We start from the raw sequence: 19,632 nt of genomic DNA on the forward strand, positions 1-19,632 counted from the left end.
TCTATTTCCGAATCGGCAGATAAACCGAGAACTCGGTATGGCCTGGCCAACTGGTAAATTCAATTTTGCCGGAATGCTGATCGATCAAATTACGGGCGATGGATAATCCCAGCCCGGTGCCGCCTTCGCGGCCGCTGACCATGGGGTAAAACAGCGTATCCTGTAAGTGGGAAGGAATCCCCGGTCCGTTATCTTCGACGTCGATACGCGCCGCCAGGCGATAGCGCTCGCCGTGCAGCGTGAGCTGGAACGCGGTACGGGTACGTAGCACGATCTCCCCACCGTTTGATCCCAGAGCCTGCAATGCATTACGGACAATATTCAACAACACCTGCTCGATCTGTTCCGGGTCGTGCGGCAATTCCGGTAGGCTGGGATCGTAATCGCGGACCAGCGTGACGTTGGCCGGTAATTCCATAGAAACCAGCGCCACCACGCGCTCTGCCACCTTATGAATACTTTCCGTGACATGCGTTCCCGGCATCTGCGGGCCCAACAGCCTGTCGACCAGATTACGCAGTCGATCAGCCTGTTCAATAATGACTTTGGTGTATTCCAGCAGCGCCGGGTCGGGCAGGGCTTTACTTAATAGCTGTGCAGCGCCGCGTAAGCCACCGAGCGGGTTTTTAATCTCGTGTGCCAGTCCTCGCACCAGATCGCGCGCAGCGACCTGCTGAGCGTGCTGTAGCTGCTCCTGGCTCAGGCGGCGCTGATTATCCATCGGCGCCATTTCGAGCAGGATCTGGCCGTCTGGCAAACGCTGCGCGGTGAGCGACAGAATGTGTGAACGCCCATCAATCACCAACGTGACCTCATTGTCGGTAAACCCTTGTCCCGCCTCTAAGCTTTCACGCATCAGTTCGATATTCAAAGAAAAATAGCTCAGGAGTTCAGGAAGCGGCGTACCAAACAGTTTGCGGGAGCTTTGGGCGAGTAACTGCTGCGCGGCCGGGTTGGCGTAATGCACCGCCAGCTCATCGTCGACCAGTAAGATGCTGTTGATTAAAGAATTGAGGATCTGCCCAGCATCGGGCAGCGTGCCTGTTGCCATACAGCAGTCTCCTGAAAAATTTGCACCAATTTAGTGCATTATAGCTTTTTATGTAGAAAAAGCGCGAAGGATCAGATTGTTGACGGTGAAAAAAGCCCATCGTGAGATGGGCTAAAAGTTTCCACGGCAACTAAAAAACACCTGACGCCTTTCACGCCGCTGCTGCGTTGGCTACCTTCGCTCACCCCAGTCACATCGTTATCTCTGCTCCTGGGGATTCGCTCCGTTGCCGCCTTGCCGCAACGCGAAATTCGTCGGGCTTTTAAGATACAGTTAAACGCTGTAGTACAGCTCAAACTCTACCGGGTGCGGCGTCATGCGTACGCGGTCGTTTTCTTCAATACGCAGCGCGATGTAAGCATCGATAGCTTCATCAGTGAACACGCCGCCCGCTTTCAGGAACTCGCGATCCAGGTTCAGCTCGTTCAGTGCTTCTTCCAGAGAACCTGCAACCTGTGGGATCTCTTTCGCTTCTTCCGGCGGCAGGTCGTACAGGTTTTTGTCCATGGCTTCGCCAGGGTGGATCTTGTTCTTAATGCCGTCAAGACCGGCCATCAGCAGGGCTGCAAAGCACAGGTACGGGTTCGCTGCCGGATCCGGGAAACGGACTTCGATACGACGTGCTTTTGGAGACGCGACCACTGGAATACGGATAGAGGCAGAACGGTTACGGGCAGAGTAAGCCAGCATAACCGGTGCTTCGTAGCCCGGGACCAGACGCTTGTATGAGTTGGTGGTCGGGTTCGCAAGGGCGTTAATCGCTTTAGCGTGTTTGATTACGCCGCCGATGTAGTACAGCGCTTGCTCAGACAGGCCCGCATATTTGTCGCCAGAGAACAGGTTGGTACCGTTCTTAGACAGGGACATGTGGCAGTGCATACCGGAACCGTTATCGCCGAACATCGGTTTTGGCATAAAGGTCGCGGTTTTGCCGAAGCGGTGAGCGACGTTGTGTACCACATATTTGTAGATCTGAATTTCGTCCGCTTTTTTGGTCATGGTGTTGAAGCGGGTTGCCACTTCGTTCTGACCCGCAGTGGCCACTTCATGGTGGTGAGCTTCAACGACCAGGCCCATTTGCTCCATCACCAGACACATTTCAGAACGGATGTCCTGAGCAGAATCTACTGGTGGAACCGGGAAGTAGCCGCCTTTTACTGCCGGACGGTGACCTTTGTTACCACCTTCGTACTGGGTGGAGGAGTTCCAGGCGCCTTCGATGTCATCGATAGCCACGTGAGAACCGGAGATTGACGCGCCGAAACGGATGTCGTCAAACAGGAAGAATTCTGGTTCTGGCCCAAACAGAACGGTATCCGCGATGCCGGTGGAGCGCAGGTATTCTTCAGCACGCTTGGCGATAGAGCGCGGGTCGCGGTCATAGCCTTGCAGGGTGCCAGGTTCCAGGATGTCACAACGGATGATCAGCGTAGAATCCGCGAAGAACGGGTCGATGACTGCGGTAGAAGCATCCGGCATCAGCACCATGTCGGATTCGTTGATGCCTTTCCAGCCACCAATCGAAGAGCCGTCAAACATTTTGCCTTCTTCGAAGAATTCGGCATTTACCTGATGAGCAGGAATCGTGACGTGCTGTTCTTTACCTTTGGTATCAGTGAAGCGCAAATCAACAAACTTCACTTCGTGCTCATTCAGCATCGTCAAAACGTGTTCAGCGGACATACTTAACTCTCCAGATTGGTCATAGTCGTCGTGGTAACGAGGTGTTCAATTCTTTAATCATTGGCCGTGTCGCCGTAAAAAAGATAAAGCGAAATCTGTGCCAACTTTTAAATTGCCCCTAAAAGGCGTTATCATGCGCACCATCGTGCAAAAGGGTTGCACCATGCCGTGTATGTTGCACCAGTATAGTGCTTTAATGTGAACATTAAGCACCATATTGGTGCAATGGACCGTGCATAACCCTTTTAACGCTCCGTGAAAGCGATCACAAAGAAACTCTGCAATACTTGTTTGCGGAGGATGTTTGTGATCCTGTTTTGTAGTGCGATTAATCCGTGTACAATAACGCGCTATTTCTAATGCCTGAGGCAAAGTTGTGATCGAAAATTTGCGTAACATCGCCATCATCGCGCACGTCGACCATGGTAAAACTACCCTGGTTGATAAGCTGCTGCAGCAATCCGGTACGTTCGACTCTCGTGCCGAAACTCAAGAGCGTGTGATGGACTCCAACGATTTGGAGAAAGAGCGTGGGATTACCATCCTCGCGAAAAACACCGCTATCAAATGGAATGATTATCGTATCAACATCGTTGATACCCCTGGGCACGCAGACTTCGGTGGTGAAGTTGAGCGTGTCATGTCCATGGTTGACTCTGTGCTGCTGGTGGTTGACGCATTTGACGGCCCGATGCCGCAGACGCGCTTCGTGACCAAAAAAGCCTTTGCGCATGGCCTGAAGCCGATCGTGGTCATCAACAAAGTTGACCGTCCTGGCGCGCGTCCGGACTGGGTTGTCGATCAGGTATTTGACCTGTTTGTGAACCTCGACGCGACCGACGAACAGCTGGATTTCCCGATCATCTACGCTTCTGCGCTGAACGGTATTGCTGGTCTGGATCACGAAGATATGGCGGAAGACATGACCCCGCTGTATCAGGCGATTGTCGACCACGTACCTGCGCCGGACGTTGACCTTGATGGTCCGTTCCAGATGCAGATCTCTCAGCTGGACTACAACAACTACGTTGGCGTTATCGGTATCGGCCGCATCAAACGCGGTAAAGTGAAGCCGAACCAGCAGATTACTATCGTGGATAGCGAAGGCAAAACTCGCAACGGTAAAGTCGGTAAAGTCCTGACTCACCTGGGTCTGGAGCGTATCGATAGCGATCTGGCAGAAGCAGGCGACATCATCGCGATCACCGGTCTGGGCGAGCTGAACATCTCTGACACCATCTGCGATCCGCAGAATGTGGAAGCGCTGCCGGCACTGTCTGTTGATGAACCGACCGTCACCATGTTCTTCAACGTCAACACCTCTCCGTTCTGTGGCAAAGAAGGTAAATACGTCACCTCTCGTCAGATCCTTGACCGCCTGAACAAAGAGCTGGTGCACAACGTTGCACTGCGTGTTGAAGAAACTGAAGATGCGGACGCGTTCCGTGTATCCGGTCGTGGTGAGCTGCACCTGTCTGTTCTGATCGAAAACATGCGTCGTGAAGGTTTCGAAATGGCGGTTTCCCGTCCGAAAGTTATCTTCCGCGAAATCGATGGTCGTAAACAAGAGCCGTTCGAGAACGTGACGCTGGACGTTGAAGAGCAGCACCAGGGTTCTGTCATGCAGGCACTGGGCGAGCGTAAAGGCGACCTGAAAAATATGAATCCAGATGGCAAAGGCCGCGTACGTCTCGACTACGTGATTCCAAGCCGTGGTCTGATCGGCTTCCGTTCAGAATTCATGACCATGACCTCCGGTACCGGTCTGCTGTACTCCACCTTCAGCCACTACGACGACGTACGTCCGGGTGAAGTGGGTCAGCGCCAGAACGGCGTACTGATCTCCAACGGTCAGGGTAAAGCGGTTGCGTTTGCACTGTTCAGCCTGCAGGACCGCGGTAAGCTGTTCCTGGGTCACGGTGCTGAAGTGTACGAAGGCCAGATCATCGGTATTCATAGCCGTTCTAACGACCTGACGGTAAACTGCCTGACCGGTAAGAAACTGACCAACATGCGTGCTTCCGGTACTGACGAAGCCACGGTTCTGGTTCCACCGGTTAAGATGACTCTGGAACAAGCTCTGGAGTTTATCGATGACGACGAACTGGTAGAAGTGACGCCGCAGTCTATCCGTATTCGTAAACGTCACCTGACGGAAAACGATCGCCGCCGCGCGAACCGTGGTCCGAAAGAAGATTAATTGATAATCTTGTGACGAAAAAAGCCGCTGATTTCAGCGGCTTTTCTTTACCTCAATCTATTCAGAAGAAATATTTAACCCCAACGCGAATCTGATTTTGTTCGCGGTGATAGGGTTCTACGTTCCGGTCCAGCCAGCGCAGTTCGAAGTAGGGCAGCCAGTTCTGGTTGATCCGATAACGGAAGGTATTCGTAATTTCCCAGTGATGATCCTTGCCATTGCTGCTATTAAAATCATTCACCCGCATAAAATAGTGGGGTTCAAAGGTATACGAGAATTTATCGGTAATAATAAAGTTCCAGTAGTTGCCGATCTCATAGGTATCATTATTATCCCGATCGCCATTTAAATCGACCGAGCTGTAATTATTATGGTTGTAGCGGTTACGCACCGTCAGATTAAACCACGGTGTAAACTTGTAATTCACGTCCAGATACACCGCGCCGCTGGAGCCAATACTCTTGTCGGTAATCAACCCGCCAGGTTGGATCGTTAATCTATCCGTGGGTTTGAAGAGCGGATACCAGCCCTCGATCTCGTTATAGCCGTGTTTTAACTCGTCTTCACGCTGGAGCGTATAGGTATTAGTGAGCATAATGCCCGCACCCATGTCAAAGTTATAGCCAACGCGCAGCATGATCTCTTGTTGATCGGATGCCAGATTATACGCCTCCCGGTTTTCGACATAAGCGCCAGCAACTACAGAGGTGGATATCACTGAAGATAACAGAATGAGAGTATGTAATGTTTTCATCATAAATCCATTTTTTAAGCGTAGGGAAGCCGCCATCCATCTGGATGGAAATAGCGGCAAGATTTGTTTAAAGATTTACAGTAGCGATGTTTTTATTGTTATTGGTTACGTCAGAACGAGTGTTGTTCTTTTTTCGTTGATTTATTTCCTCAATAATAAAAGCGAAACGCGCTTCGTTAAGCTTATAAAAGAAACCCATGGTCAGTGCAGCAATAATCGCCAGACCACAGGGCCAGAGAAAAATTAACTGGCGTAATCCCAGTAAGGTCGCGTCGCTTTGCGCGATGTTGGGGATATAACCAATCTGGGTCAACATCATTCCGGGCAGGAACCCCGCCAACGCAGCGGAAATCTTGCGCGAAAAGGTATATCCGGTATAGACGGAACCTTCTGCGCGAATCCCCGTTTTCCATTCGCCGTAATCCACGGTATCCGGCACCAGTGCCCAGTTCAGGCTGTTCACGAAGGCGGTACCGAAGAAGGCTACACAGGAAAAGGTGACGAATAAAAAGGAGGTTCCGCCCCAAAAGAAATTCAGGATATCCCCAACTGCCCAGAGCGTTAGCCCTCCGAGATAAACCTGTTTTTTACCGAAACGCCTTACGGTCATGGGTACTAACAGTACACCTGCCAGAATACACCCCATGCTGAAGAAGCCCATCCATGAGAGCAAATGGATATCGTTCAGAACGTACTGTGTGTAATAGACCTGGATCGCCAGTTTGATGTTGAACGCTGCCAGCGTACACAGATTGGCAATACACAGCACTAACAGAGGTGGGTTGCGGAAAATCGCGCAGAACGACTTGAGAATGCCAGGCTTATGGTGATCTGGCACGATTTCGATGTAACGTTCCTTAACGCCACGGAAACACCACCACATACTGAACAGTCCGCACACGGAGAAAATCAGCGCGGCAATTAAATAGCCCAACGATGGCGAACGGGTAAACAACGCCTGAATCGGCATAAAGCCGACGGTACACAGCAGCAGACCAATGGTTGCGCCGCCCTGGCGCCAGGCGGCAAGCTGGGCGCGTTCGTGCGGGTTTTTGGTGATAGCTGGCACCATTGCACCATAAGAGCAGTTCATAAGGCTATAAAACAAACCAAACAGCATAAACAGGAGGGTGGCCAGCGTCGTCTTCACCGTTAAGGTAAAGTCCGTGGCAAAGAACTGCGCGCTGGCAACCAGCGCCACGGGAAAAGAGGCATAAAGTATGAAGGGGCGGAATTTACCCATTACACCAATATTACGGCGTGAATCCAGCAATACACCGGTTAATATATCGGTAAAGGCAGTAAAGAACTTCGCCACCAGGAAGATTATGCCGCCGTAATACGCAGGCATCCCCAGCACATCGGTATAAAACTTAAGCAGATACAGCGTCCCGATACACAGCATCAGGTTTGAGCCGAAATCACCTATGCCGTAGGCGCACTTCTCACGCAGGCTCAGTTTCAGCGTTAGCGGATCATGGTCAGACATAATCGCCTCTCATAACGCCCCGTAGGGCGTTGGATATTATTGTTTTAAATCGTTTGTTTACGGGCTTCGATTTCGCCAACGATACGGATATACATTTTTTCGTTGAGGTTGTAGAAACAGCCCATTGCAATGATGGTGACGACCGCCAGCGCACAGGGATAAATAAAGATCAGCTGCCGTAACCCCTCGACCGTTCCCGCCGATTGCACCACGTTAGGCACATAGCCAATTTGGGTCAGCATCCATCCCGGGAAGAAGCCGGCCAGCGCCTGTGAAACCTTACGGAAGAACGTAAAACCGGTGTAAACCGTCCCTTCAGAACGCACGCCAGTTCGCCATTCGCCGTATTCCACCGTGTCGGAAACCAGCGCCCAGTTCAGGCTGTTCACAAACGCAGAGCCGAAGAATGCCAGGCAGGAGAACGCGACAAAACTGACCGAACCTCCGCCGAAGAGGTAGTTGAGGAGATCGCCTGCAACCCAGATCAGCAGGCCACCGATATAGACCTTTTTCTTGCCAAAGCGACGCACCATCCCCGGCATTAAAAAGACGCCGATGAAGATACAGCCCATGCTGAAAAAGCCCATCCACGACAGCAAAATCGGATCGTTCAGCACGTACTGGGTGTAATAAACCTGGATCGCCAGCTTGACGTTAAATGCGCCGAGCGTGCAGAGATTGGCAATACACAGGATGAAAAGCGGACGGTTACCGGCGATGGCACGAAAGGACTGCAATAATCCCGGTTTTTGCGCCGCGTCGACAGGTTTCACTTCGACATAGCGCTCTTTCACCCCGGCATAGCAGCACCACATAAAGAACAACCCGAACAGCGAGAACAGCGTCGCGGCGAAGATATACCCCAGTTGCGAATTGCCTTCGATCAGGTTCATGACCGGCACAAAACCGACGGTGCACAGCAGCAGGCCAAGCGTCGCGCCACCCTGCCGCCAGGCGGCGAGCGAGGCGCGTTCGTCCGGGTTTTTGGTGATGGCGGGCACCATTGCGCCATAGGAACAGTTCATCATGCTGAAGAACAGCCCGTAGAGCATAAACAGGACGGTCGCCATGACCGTTTTTCCGGTGATTTCAAACGGTGTACCGACAAAGTTAGCGATAGCCAGCAGGGTCACCGGAAACGCAGCGTACATAACAAAAGGACGGAATTTACCTTTTGGACCGATTTTACGCCGTGAATCGAGCATAATACCGGTTCCCATATCGGTAAACGCGGTAAAAAACTTGGCAATAAGAAAAATGATACCGCCATAGGTGCCCGGTAAACCGAGAACATCGGTATAAAACTTCAGTAAATAGAGCGTACCGATATCCAGAAGAATATTGGAACCTAAATCACCCATTCCGTAGGCGAGTTTTTCCTTAAAGGGCAAGCGTAGGGTTGCCGGGTTGGTTATGTTTTGACTCATGATTATCCCTCATTTGCCCATGAGTTTTCCCATGGGCGAGCCTTATTAGAAGTGGCGTAAAGATGCAAACAGCGACGCCCACTCACTTTTCGCGCGATAAAAGACTGGCGGTTTACCTAATGGCGCATCCACGGTTACCTCGCCGCCACTTTGCGTTTCACCTGTCCAGAGATTCACCCAATGATCCTCCGGCAGATACAGCGTCCAGTCGCAGCGGCCCTGCTCATGTACCGGAGCGACCAGCAGGTCTTGCCCCAGCAAGTACTGGTATTTCAGGGTGTAGGTGCGCGCATCGTTTTCGTAATGCAGGAACAACGGACGCATAACTGGCAAGCCAGTTGCGGCGTTTTGCGCGACGGCTTGCTTAAGGTACGGCTTCAACGTCGTAAACACGGTCGTCATTCTGGCGAAATGGGCGATGGTTTCCTCATCGCTGTCAAACTGCCAGTTATCACCGGGACGGTTACCTTCGTGGGTGCGCATCATGGGCGTGAAAGCATTGAAATCACACCAGCGCAGCAGCAACTCTTTGCTGCGTTTCATCTCAAACAGGGTGGTATAGCCGCCAATATCGCTGTGGTGCAGGCCGTGACCGCTCATAGCCAGCGACAGGGCTGCGGGAATAACGGAGGCGAGTCCATCGTCCAGACTCCAGTCCACGTTCTGGTCACCCGCCCACATCATGGTCGAGTATTTCTGACTGCCGGTATAACCCGCACGCATGAAGAACAGGATTTCGCCAAGCTTGCCGGTTTCCTGAAGCGCCTCGTAGTTACATTTTGCCCACAGTGCAGGCCAGGCGTTATGCATGATCTCCGCGCTGACGCCGTTATGCAGAACCGTGTCGGTCGGCAGATATTCGCCAAAGTCCGCCATCCAGCCGCCGCAGCCGAGTGCGATCATATTTTTCTTGATGACGTCTTTGAACCAGTCGTAGGCCGCCGGGTTGGTCAAATCAACCACGCCGCCGTAAAACTCACCAAATTCAACAAGGTAATCATTACCTGACATATCTTTTGCCAGATAGCCGTGCTTTGCCGCTTCGGCGCACAGGTCTTTATCGCTGGCGACATACGGGTTGATATATGAAAGGAATTTCACGCCTTCGGCATTCCACTGTTTGATACGGCTGTCCAGTTGTGGATAGTTGTCGCTGTTCCATTTCCAGTTCCACATCACGCGCTTACCGAATGACGTCATGCGGATCCCGGACCAGTCCTGCGCCCAGATGCCGTTTACCTTCACGCCAGCACGGCGCATCGTATCCAGTTTTTTCTGGCAAACGTCGGTGCCGCCCTGAATGCCCAGTGTGACGCCATCATAAATCCAGTCTGGTAACTCGGGTTGACGACCTAACAGCGCGGTCAGTTTTTCCAGCAGCGCGATATAGGTGTCGGCGCATTCAATTCGCAGGGTGGTTTTATCCTCCCACAATGCCAGTTCGTGATAATCCGGCGCGCTGAAGTCAAAATTCATGTAGCAGCTATTATCAACGTGGCAGTAATACTTCTGCGTACTGACAAACGTAGGTTGCGGGAAGAAGGTCCAGTAGTAGTCCCCGCCGGCGTTCTCTTTGCAGTCGGCTTGCCAGGTGACGTAGCTGGTTTTATTACGGCCCACCCCCTGTTCGCTGGTCCACAGTGGAAACGGTTTGCCACGCAGATCGAAGTAAGAGAACTGCTCGCCGCAACCGTAGATATGGTCATTCGGGTTAGCCGCCAGTTTCAGCCAGATACGGTTATGGTCGGGATCGTCATTGTGCAGATCCAGTTGCAAACGACCCGCTTCATCGGTGGAGATGCGTAGCGTCGCCGTGACGGCATCACCACGACTAAAGCGTACTCGCCAGCCGTCGGCTGATTCACTGACAGTGGCATCGGTCAGGGCAATTTTCTCGTTAAGTTTGTCTTTAATGCTGAAGTTGCCACGAAACATGTCGATATCGGCGACGCCAGCACCAACCCACAGACAGGGGGCTGCTTCGCTGTGACGTAAAATTAATCGCTGGTGGTACGTAAGCGTAAATCCATTCTGTAACGTCGTCAGCTCTAATGGGGTTGACCGTTGTTGTAACGAATTCATCATCGTCTCCGTAATAAATAGGGTAATTCGGTAATTTGTCGGAAATCTTTTATTCGCTGCCGATGAGAAAATGCATCTGATGTGTTTCTCCTGGCGCGAGATAAATCAGGCCTGTTCCGGAGTTAAAGGCATCGGGTGGGCAGGTCATCGGTTCCACTGCAAGACCACGCCTTGCTAATTTCTCGCCGGTATATACCTGCAGCCAGGGTTGATGGCTGCGTAAAAAAGTCGTTATGTTTTGTGAGGCACAGGTCATCCTGACTTCCCACTCAACCTCAGGTGTCAAGACCCTGAATGTATGATCGATAGAGGTTCCTGCAATGCGTCGCGGCGTTGTGAAATCCCGTTCACTACCTGTTTCTTCACTCGCAGGAAGCGTCAATTCACAACCATCAATGGGGTGCAGATTGCAGGTCAAATAGGGATGGGCTCCGGCACCATACGGTGCGATTTCGTCACTCAGATTCTGCGTACGAATAAAGACATGCAGCCCGTGTGTTTCCTCCAGTCGATAAATCACCTCTGAAACCAGCGCAAAGGGATAACCATAAGAAGGCGGCAGAAAAATCGTCAGTGACGCTTCCGTTTTAGACTGCTGATTAATCTGCCAGTCCCGCCAGGCCAGTAATCCATGAATAGCGCTATGCGTAACCGGATCGTTAATAGCAAGCTGGAAGCGCTTGCCGTTATGTTGATAGCAGCCTTTTGCCACGCGATTTGGCCAGGGTATTAGCACTTTTCCCAAATGCGCCAACGGTATCTCTTCCGGCTTATGGGGAATAACGACGTGACGCCCACGGTGCGTCAATTCTGCTAATCCGGCGCCAACGGTGACTATTTTCGCGCAGTAGTGCCCGGCCTGAAGATGAAGTGTTTTTCCACCGCTATGCATGGCTGCTATCCTCGTTGCTTACCTGGCGTTGATATCCAGAAGACCGGCAGCAACCGCAGGAGCAAGGCCCGGTGCCAGCGGTAAACGTGGGATAACCAGACAGTGCAACAGGTGATAAATATCCTGTTTACCGTCCCATACCCGGGTTGTGACCTTGTTGTCCGCATCCAGCTCCTGCCACCAGGAACCATTTTCGTAATCCATCAGGTACTTAATGCAGTATTCCCACCAGGTCTGATACCAGGTTTCGTACTGGCGATCGCCCGTGACCGTATATAGCGCATAGGCGGTACCCATTGCTTCTACAATCGGCCAGCGCACCCGTTCACGAACAATGGGTTTGCCATCCCAGTCAACGGTGTACACGATGCCGTCAGCGCCGTCGGGCGCCCAGGCATCACGAATGGTGGCGTGGAAAAGACCTTTTGCGTCTTCCAGTAACCAGGCGGGCGGTTGTTCGCTTCTCGCTTCTAACGCGGCGTGGATATGCAGCATCAGACGGCCCCACTCAATCCAGTGGCCTGGCGTGCCGCCATAGGCGCGGAAACGGTGGGCGGGATTGTCTTTGTTGTAGTCGCGGACCGGGTTCCAGTTCACGTCGAAATGCTCATTGACCCGGTATTCCCCTTTGCGGGCGACATCGTGAATGATGACCGAGGCGATGTGGATCGCACGATCCAGCCATTTTTTGTCATGGGTGACGTCGTAAACAATCAGGAAGGCTTCAACGGCGTGCATATTGGCATTGCCGCCGCGATAGTCTTCGGTTTTGCTAAACGCTTCATCCCAGGATTCCAGGCACATTTGCTCTTCTTCACTCCAGAAGTATTTCTCAATGACTTCAATGGTGTAATCGAGCAGTTTCCTGGCCTCAGGGTGTCCGGTGGTGACCGCGCTGGCAGCGCCCAGCAGTGCAAAAAAGTGTTGGTATCCCTGTTTGGAGGCATCTACCACGCCTTCATCATTCACGCAGGCGTACCAGCCACCGTATTTTTTATCCCGCAGCGCGCCGTTCATGGCCTTAATACCGTGATCGACCAGGCTGTAAGCGCCCGGTCTGCCCATCGCTGCGGCGACGGAATAGACGTGCAGCATGCGGGCGGTGATCCACAGGTGCGTGCCCATCTCTTCTTTGACCTGTCCTTTATTACCCAGCCAGCCGAATCCGGTTGGCACCGCCGCGTTCTTACCAAAATTGAAGATGCGATCGGTTTCTTGCTCCAGCCAGCGGTTGTGGCTCATGGTGTTAAACCATTTCATGCTTTGATCCTCGTATTAACGGCGGCGGGCCATCATTTCATCGACAATTTCACCTAAGCGTTGCAATTTAGGTGCAGACACATCACGCAGCATCATCTCGCTGTCCGGCAGGCCAATCACCGATGACCAGACCGCACGACCGGCCAGGAAGCCAGAAGCGCCAGCACTCATTGCAACGCTGACCGCGCGTGGAAACAGCTTTTCATCAACGCCGGAAGAGAGAATGACCCACGGCATATTGATGTGTTCGTTCAGGTGTTGAGACGCGCTGAGCAGGGCTTGCTGCGTGCCTTTACCCTGCAGCGGCATTTCGACCTTATAGAGATCGGCGCCGCTGTCGCCCAGTTCTTTGGCGGCGTCGATAATCGCCTGTTCACGATCGAATTGATCGCCGCGACGCGGCGGACGGACTACCGGTTCGATGATGCTCAATAGACCCTGGCTATGGCACAACGTATTAAATTCTTTCACCATTTCAAGACGTTGCTGCGCATCTTCATCACTGCGCCAGAGCACCAGCAGTTTTAAGGCTTTCGCGCCATCCTGCTTGACGGCCTGAGGATTGATGGTTTTATCAATCACTACGCTGTCGACGGGGATGCCATTACCCGGGATGAAGGCGTCGGCGGCGACAATCATGGCGCAGCTTTTGGCAACGGCATTCTGCTCTACCGCCTGGCGGTAGCAAAACTGTTGGTCAAGCAGGATCGCGGAGGCATACGGCGAGAGAATTTTTGCAGCATTGACTTTAAAATCCGTGAGATGCTGATCGGTGACCGGCGTTGGCGTGCCTGCGGCGGCAAACATCAGGCGCATTGCTTCACGCTGGTCAACGGCCAGCATGGCGAAACCGCCGGAAGGTCTGGTGATATCTTTCAGGGTGTACGTGGTCATTCTTCAGTCCTTTTTACCTGTCAATGGTGGTTTTTCAGTCCGGCAGAAGTGCGAACCAGTTCAAGAATGGCGGTCCAGTCTTCCCGCCCACGGCCAGCGGCTCGTGCCTGGTTATAAACTTCCCTGGACGCCGCGCCGAGCGGCATAGGAACGTGCAGCTGGTTGGCGACATCCAGCGCGATGCCGAGATCTTTGTGGGCCAGGTCGATCATGAAGGCCGGGGAAAGATCGCCTTTCAGCACTTTGTTCGGCCACGAGGTGGTGAAGTGACCTTTACCTGCGGGTGTCCCGCTCATGACCTGTAGCGCGACATCGAAGGAGAGACCCAGCGCTTCACACAGCACGGCGGCTTCGGCTGACAGGGCATTCAGCGCAATGCTCATGTAGTTGTTAATCAACTTCACGCGGATCCCCATTCCTGGGCCGCCGGCGTTAATCAACTCATTCCCCATTGCCATCAGTACCGGTGTGGCGCGCTCGACCTGGTCCGGTGTGCCGCCCGCCAGCAACAGCAATGTACCGGCAACGGCGTGATCCGAGGTTCTCCCGACCGGGACATCCATCATGGCGAAGCCTTTAACGCGAAGGTCGGCGATCAGCTTGTCAGTCTGCAAGGGATGGATGGTTGACATATCGATCACCAGCGCTTGTGGGGAGAGGCGTTCGCAAACGCCTTTTTCGCCCAATAATACGCTGCGCACCAGATCGCCGTTGGGCAGCATAGTGATGACAAACTCAGCGCCTTCTGCGGCCTGTGCTGGAGAGCGGGCTGGTTGTGCCCCTTTTTCGACCAGACGTTGGACGGCATCGGGGTTAACGTCAAAAACGCTAAGTTGGTGACCCTGTTTGAGTAAGTTGCTCGCCATTGGGGCGCCCATCTGTCCTAATCCGATAAATGCGATGACTGCCATATCGTTCTCCTGAGACGGTGGTGTCATTTTTTGTCAATTATGACCGGTTGTTTCTGTCTGTTTTTGATCGTATTTGTAATTTATGGTCAAAAAATTGACAGCCGTCACTTTTTAAACATTTTGTGGAATTAAAATAATCTCATCCCGAAATGCTTAAGGAACGACCATGATTCGTATTGCTTGTGTAGGTATTACCGTGCTGGATCGCATCTATTACGTAGAAACGTTACCGGCTGTAGGCGGTAAATATGTGGCGCGTCGTTATACCGAGGTGGGCGGTGGACCAGCCGCCACTGCCGCAGTGGCAGCGGCGAAGTTAGGGGCACAGGTAAACTTTATTGGCCGTGTGGGCGATGACGACACCGGAAAACACCTGTTGGCGGAGCTGGAATCTCTGGGGGTCAATACCCGTTACACCCGGCGCTATGCGGGGGCAAAGTCGTCGCAATCGGCTATCATGGTTGATGCTCAAGGGGAGCGGATTATCGTCAATTTCCCGAGCCCCGATTTGCCGGCGGAGGCCGACTGGCTCAATGACATCGACTTTTCCCAGTGGGATATCGTACTGGCGGACGTTCGCTGGCATGAAGGGGCAAAGCAGGCCTTTACGCTGGCGCATCAGGCGGGCGTGGAGACGCTGCTGGATGGCGATGTGACGCCGCAGGACATCAGCGAGCTGGTGGCCTTAAGCGATCATGCTGTGTTTTCGGCCCCGGGTCTGGCGCGCCTGACGGGCATCAATGAGACCGCCAAGGCGTTGAAACAATCACAAACGCTCACAAATGGACATGTCTACGTCACGCAAGGTAGTGAAGGGTGTGACTGGATAGAAAATGGCACGCTGCAACACCAGGCCGGTTTTGCAGTGGATGTGGTGGATACAACCGGGGCAGGCGACGTTTTCCACGGTGCGCTGGCATTCAGCCTCGCATCAGGAAGCGAACTGAAAGACGCGGTCAGGTTCGCCAGTGGGGTGGCGGCACTGAAGTGTACCCGACCGGGTGGACGTGCAGGAATTCCTGACTGTGATCAAACCCGATCTTTTCTGTCACTTTTTGTATAAAATGCAGGGCAATGGTTTTTCGAGGAATTTTCATGAGTTTTACCGAACTGACCGGTAACCCACGGCATGATCAGTTGCTATCGCTCGTTGGTGAGCGTGGGTATATGAACATTGATGAACTGGCGGGTTTACTGGATGTCTCTACGCAGACGGTGCGCCGTGATATCCGTAAATTAAGCGAACAGGGGCTGATTACCCGTCATCACGGTGGCGCTGGCCGCGCGTCCAGCGTGGTTAACACTGCCTTTGAGCAACGTGAAGTCTCGTGGACGCAAGAGAAAAAAGCCATCGCGGAAGCGGTGGCGGACTACATTCCAGATGGTTCAACGGTGTTCATCACCATTGGCACTACCGTAGAGCAGGTGGCGCGGGCGTTGTTGAACCACAATCATCTGCGTATCATCACCAACAGCCTTCGGGTTGCGCATATTCTCTATAACAATCCCCGTTTCGAAGTGATGGTCCCCGGTGGAACGCTGCGTCCACATAACAGCGGGATTATTGGCCCTTCTGCGACTGCGTTTGTCGCTGATTTCCGGGCGGACTACCTCGTCACCAGCGTCGGGGCGATTGAAAGCGATGGCGCGATGCTGGAATTTGACGTCAATGAGGCCAGTGTGGTGAAGACGATGATGGCTCACTCACGCCATATTCTGCTTGCTGCCGATCATACGAAATACCACGCCTCGGCGGCGGTAGAAATTGGCAATGTTTCTGCGGTAACCGCGTTGTTTACTGATGAACTCCCTGGCCCGGCTCTGCATACGCTTCTTCAGACTCATCAGGTTGAAATCGTTCAGGTGAGCCCAGACCAGGATGATGGCGTTTCTTCGTAACAGACTCCTTTCAAAATAAACCGCCGTTCAGGCGGTTCTTATCACAAAAAATATAAATAGTTAAACGTCCTGGTATTATGTATAAAAATCCTAAAACTCGCATGAAGTATCAAATTGTGCTTTTAATGCGCATTGATTCGTAAGCTTTTTTTACCCTCGTTACGCACTCTTTTTATTCATTAAAAAAACACCCAGGAATAATATAAATAAATGGATGTCATTTTATTATTTTTGCTTTTTCGTCAGTGCAACCCCCGTTGACATAACCTTTGAATAACTGTATTAATCGCGCAAAAGGAAAGATTTATAATTTTAAGGTAAGTGAATCTTTAAGGTTTTAAAGATGAACGGACCCGCTTTGCCTTTTAATTAATTTTTACTGCGTCTTTTATGCTCTTATCCGAAAAAAGAGTAGTACGGAAAAGGTATTCCTATGAAAACACAAAAAATGAAATGCAAACCACCCTCACCGGGGAAATTGGCACTCTGTATCGCCAGTGCGCTGGCGCTCGGAGGATTTAGCGGGCAAGCGGTTTCCGCGGGGTGTAGTTACACTTCCACGGCACAACTCTTTTGTGATAACACCACGATCTATCACTACGGCAATCCACTTGGAGGGGCTGCAAGGGATTACAGTGGTTTTGATGAAGTGCGTATTGATACGACTTCTGAAGGTACTACCGCTGGGCTAACGGGCTGGGGCGTCTATATTGATAATATTGGTTATAAGTTCAAAAATCTGGTTATCAATACTACAGGCACTGCAGCAGACGGAATCCATTCTAAAAATGCTGGGGGTAAGCTGGTTGCCGATAATATTTACATCACCGCAACAGGAAGTAGCGCTGATGGTATAAATATCGGTCGTGAACTCCAGGCGGATTATTCAATCGTTGAAGTCAATGGCGACGTGACCGTTGATGCTGAAAATGGAATGGGGTTACGTGCTAACGCATCGGCGAATAAAGACAATGCCCAGTCATCCATAATTATTCATGGGAATACGGATATTGTTACTCGTGGTCCCGGAAGCATGAATACAGGTTATGGTATTTATGCAGGTAGAGATCCTGCACAACTGACAGGAACGGCAAGAGGAAATGCGGATATTACGCTCAATGGCGCGACGTCAGTCACGACGTCAGGTCGAAATGCACATGCAGTGTATGTGGGGCGTAAAGGAACCATAAACCTAAATAACGTTGATTTAAAAACCTCTGGTGTCACTGCGCACGGCGTTTATGCGTCTTCATCTACTGAGTCCGCAACGGTGAACCTGGGTGGCGATACGAAAATTCAGGTGACTGACAGTGGCGCTTATGCCATTTACGCATATGGTTCGCAGGGCGTCATTCGTTCATGGGATTACGCTACCGATACGGCTGACTCAGGTGTGTACGACATTGAAGGCAATTTACGTGCTTATTATGGCGGCACCATGGATCTGCGTATGGAAGATGGAAGCCGCTTTGTAGGCAAAGCCGATTCTTCACAAGAGAATAGTAATGCAACCTACCACGGCTCGCTGGATTTGAGTATGAAGGGCGCCAGCAGCGAATGGACGATGACTGGAAATTCCGTGGTCTCTAATCTGACGCTGGATCAGGCGACGCTGCGCTATAGTCCTGACGGCGTGTCTCGCGATGATGCGGGAACCTTCAAAACATTGACTGTGATAGGAAACTACATCGGGACCAACGCGCTGTTAGTGCTGAATACCGTACTGGAAGGTGACGGTTCATTAACTGACATGCTGAAAGTGAATGGCGATACCTCCGGTAATACCAAAGTGGGGATCAACAACATTGGTGGTGTGGGTGAACTGACCGTCGATGGGATTAAAATTGTTGAGGTTGCCGGAAACTCTGACGGTACCTTTACCAAATCAGGGCGTATCGTCGCCGGTGCGTACGACTATGACGTGGTGAAAAAAGCCAGTGACTGGTATCTGACCAGCGAGCTGTCACCGGTGGATCCGCCGCCAGTGGAGCCGCCTCCGCCACCACCGACTGAGCCGGATCCCGATCCCGCGCAGCCAGACCCAACTGATCCTCCAGGACCGCCAGTATATCCGGGTCCCGTCGAGCACCAGTATCGCCCTGAATTCGGGAGTTATCTGGCGAACAACTATGCGGCCAATACGATGTTTATCACCCGTCTGCATGACCGTCTGGGTGAAACTCAGTATACCGATATGCTGACTGGCGAAGAAAAAGTCACCAGTATGTGGATGCGTAACGTAGGGGGCCATAATCGCTTTACTGACGGCAGCGGGCAGTTGAAAACCAACGCTAACCGTTATGTTCTGCAGTTAGGCGGCGACCTGGCGCAGTGGAGCAGCGACGGCCTCGATCGCTGGCATCTGGGTGCCATGGCGGGTTATGCCAACCAGAAAAGTAAAACCCGTAACAGTTACACTGGCTATTCGTCTCGTGGACAGGTAGATGGTTACAGCGTCGGTCTGTATGCCACCTGGTATGCCAATGAAGCGGATAAGACCGGGACCTATCTGGATAGCTGGGTACTGTATAACTGGTTTGATAACACCGTTAGTGGCGAACATCTGGCCAGCGAAAACTACAAATCCGACGGTATCACGGCGTCTGTTGAAGGCGGTTATAGCTTCCTGGTCGGGGAAAGTGAAAATAAAACCTACTGGATCCAACCGAAAGCGCAGGTTATCTGGATGGACGTGCAGGCCGATTCACACCGTGAGCACAACGGGACGGTGGTTAAAGACAAAACTGACGGCAACCTGATGACTCGCCTCGGCGTCCGTGCTTACCTGAAAGGTCATGCGGAGAAAGATACCGATAAAGGCCGTGATTTCCAGCCGTTCATTGAAGCGAACTGGATCCACAACACCAATAACCAGACCGTACAGATGGGCTCCATCAAGGATGACATCAGCGGGACACGTAACATTGGTGAGCTGAAAGTGGGTATTGAAGGGCAAATCAACCCGCGTCTGCAGGTGTGGGGTAACGTGGCGCAGCAAATGGGCGACAACAGCTACAGCGATACCTCTGCGATGCTCGGGGTGAAATACAGCTTCTAAGAAACCGAGAAATATCACACCAGAACAAGGCG

The 19,632-nt window shown here is 52.1% G+C and carries 14 protein-coding genes; 4 read left to right on the forward strand and 10 right to left on the reverse strand.

What is annotated here, in order from left to right; genetic code table 11:
• Position 1 precedes the first annotated feature (1 nt).
• Both glnL and glnA read right to left on the reverse strand, forming a co-directional pair.
• A complete protein-coding gene (gene glnL / locus C2U53_RS10530) occupies positions 2–1,051 on the reverse strand; it encodes a nitrogen regulation protein NR(II) (RefSeq protein ID WP_099433477.1) in 1,050 nt (349 codons plus the stop codon).
• A gap of 273 nt (positions 1,052–1,324) precedes the next feature.
• Entirely contained in the window at positions 1,325–2,734 is a 1,410-nt protein-coding gene (glnA, locus tag C2U53_RS10535) for a glutamate--ammonia ligase (protein ID WP_042325425.1), read from the reverse strand.
• Between the two features lie 376 nt (positions 2,735–3,110).
• Between glnA and typA the strand changes: the two genes are divergently transcribed.
• Positions 3,111–4,934, forward strand: coding sequence for a ribosome-dependent GTPase TypA (typA, locus tag C2U53_RS10545; RefSeq protein WP_042325427.1), 1,824 nt, complete (start codon positions 3,111–3,113; stop codon positions 4,932–4,934).
• Positions 4,935–4,995: 61 nt separating this feature from the next.
• On the opposite strand, the gene ompL is transcribed toward typA, so the two are convergent.
• From ompL to yihU, 8 genes are all read right to left on the reverse strand, one after another.
• Complete coding sequence (ompL, locus tag C2U53_RS10550) at positions 4,996–5,688, reverse strand: porin OmpL (RefSeq protein WP_099433478.1); 693 nt, start codon at positions 5,686–5,688, stop codon at positions 4,996–4,998.
• 67 nt (positions 5,689–5,755) lie between these two features.
• Positions 5,756–7,177, reverse strand: coding sequence for an MFS transporter (locus tag C2U53_RS10555; protein ID WP_044257152.1), 1,422 nt, complete (start codon positions 7,175–7,177; stop codon positions 5,756–5,758).
• A 44-nt stretch (positions 7,178–7,221) separates the two neighbouring features.
• Positions 7,222–8,604: an MFS transporter gene (locus tag C2U53_RS10560; RefSeq protein ID WP_042998851.1), complete on the reverse strand. Its 1,383-nt coding sequence runs from the start codon at positions 8,602–8,604 to the stop codon at positions 7,222–7,224.
• A 45-nt stretch (positions 8,605–8,649) separates the two neighbouring features.
• Positions 8,650–10,686, reverse strand: a complete 2,037-nt coding sequence (locus C2U53_RS10565) for an alpha-glucosidase (RefSeq protein WP_104445880.1) — start codon at positions 10,684–10,686, stop codon at positions 8,650–8,652.
• 49 nt (positions 10,687–10,735) lie between these two features.
• The gene (locus C2U53_RS10570) at positions 10,736–11,578 is read right to left on the reverse strand and encodes an aldose-1-epimerase (protein WP_042998853.1); all 843 of its coding nucleotides are present in this window, start codon (positions 11,576–11,578) and stop codon (positions 10,736–10,738) included.
• A gap of 18 nt (positions 11,579–11,596) precedes the next feature.
• A complete protein-coding gene (yihS, locus tag C2U53_RS10575; RefSeq protein WP_044265143.1) occupies positions 11,597–12,838 on the reverse strand; it encodes a sulfoquinovose isomerase in 1,242 nt (413 codons plus the stop codon).
• 15 nt (positions 12,839–12,853) lie between these two features.
• Positions 12,854–13,732 carry a sulfofructosephosphate aldolase gene (yihT, locus tag C2U53_RS10580; protein WP_042998854.1) on the reverse strand — a complete coding sequence of 293 codons (879 nt, stop codon included), beginning with the start codon at positions 13,730–13,732 and terminating at the stop codon, positions 12,854–12,856.
• Between the two features lie 20 nt (positions 13,733–13,752).
• Complete coding sequence (gene yihU / locus C2U53_RS10585; protein WP_104445881.1) at positions 13,753–14,643, reverse strand: sulfolactaldehyde 3-reductase; 891 nt, start codon at positions 14,641–14,643, stop codon at positions 13,753–13,755.
• Positions 14,644–14,809: 166 nt separating this feature from the next.
• Here yihU and C2U53_RS10590 point away from each other — a divergent pair, with 166 nt between their 5' ends.
• From C2U53_RS10590 to C2U53_RS10600, 3 genes are all read left to right on the forward strand, one after another.
• Positions 14,810–15,706, forward strand: a complete 897-nt coding sequence (locus tag C2U53_RS10590; protein ID WP_044257159.1) for a sugar kinase — start codon at positions 14,810–14,812, stop codon at positions 15,704–15,706.
• A gap of 32 nt (positions 15,707–15,738) precedes the next feature.
• Positions 15,739–16,542, forward strand: a complete 804-nt coding sequence (locus C2U53_RS10595; RefSeq protein WP_044265149.1) for a DeoR/GlpR family DNA-binding transcription regulator — start codon at positions 15,739–15,741, stop codon at positions 16,540–16,542.
• A gap of 433 nt (positions 16,543–16,975) precedes the next feature.
• On the forward strand, positions 16,976–19,600 hold the full coding sequence (locus C2U53_RS10600) for an autotransporter outer membrane beta-barrel domain-containing protein (protein ID WP_104445882.1): 2,625 nt from the start codon (positions 16,976–16,978) through the stop codon (positions 19,598–19,600).
• The last annotated feature ends 32 nt before the right edge of the window (positions 19,601–19,632 follow it).

The organism is Citrobacter sp. CFNIH10 (genome assembly GCF_002934585.1).
GTDB lineage: Bacteria > Pseudomonadota > Gammaproteobacteria > Enterobacterales > Enterobacteriaceae > Citrobacter_A > Citrobacter_A amalonaticus.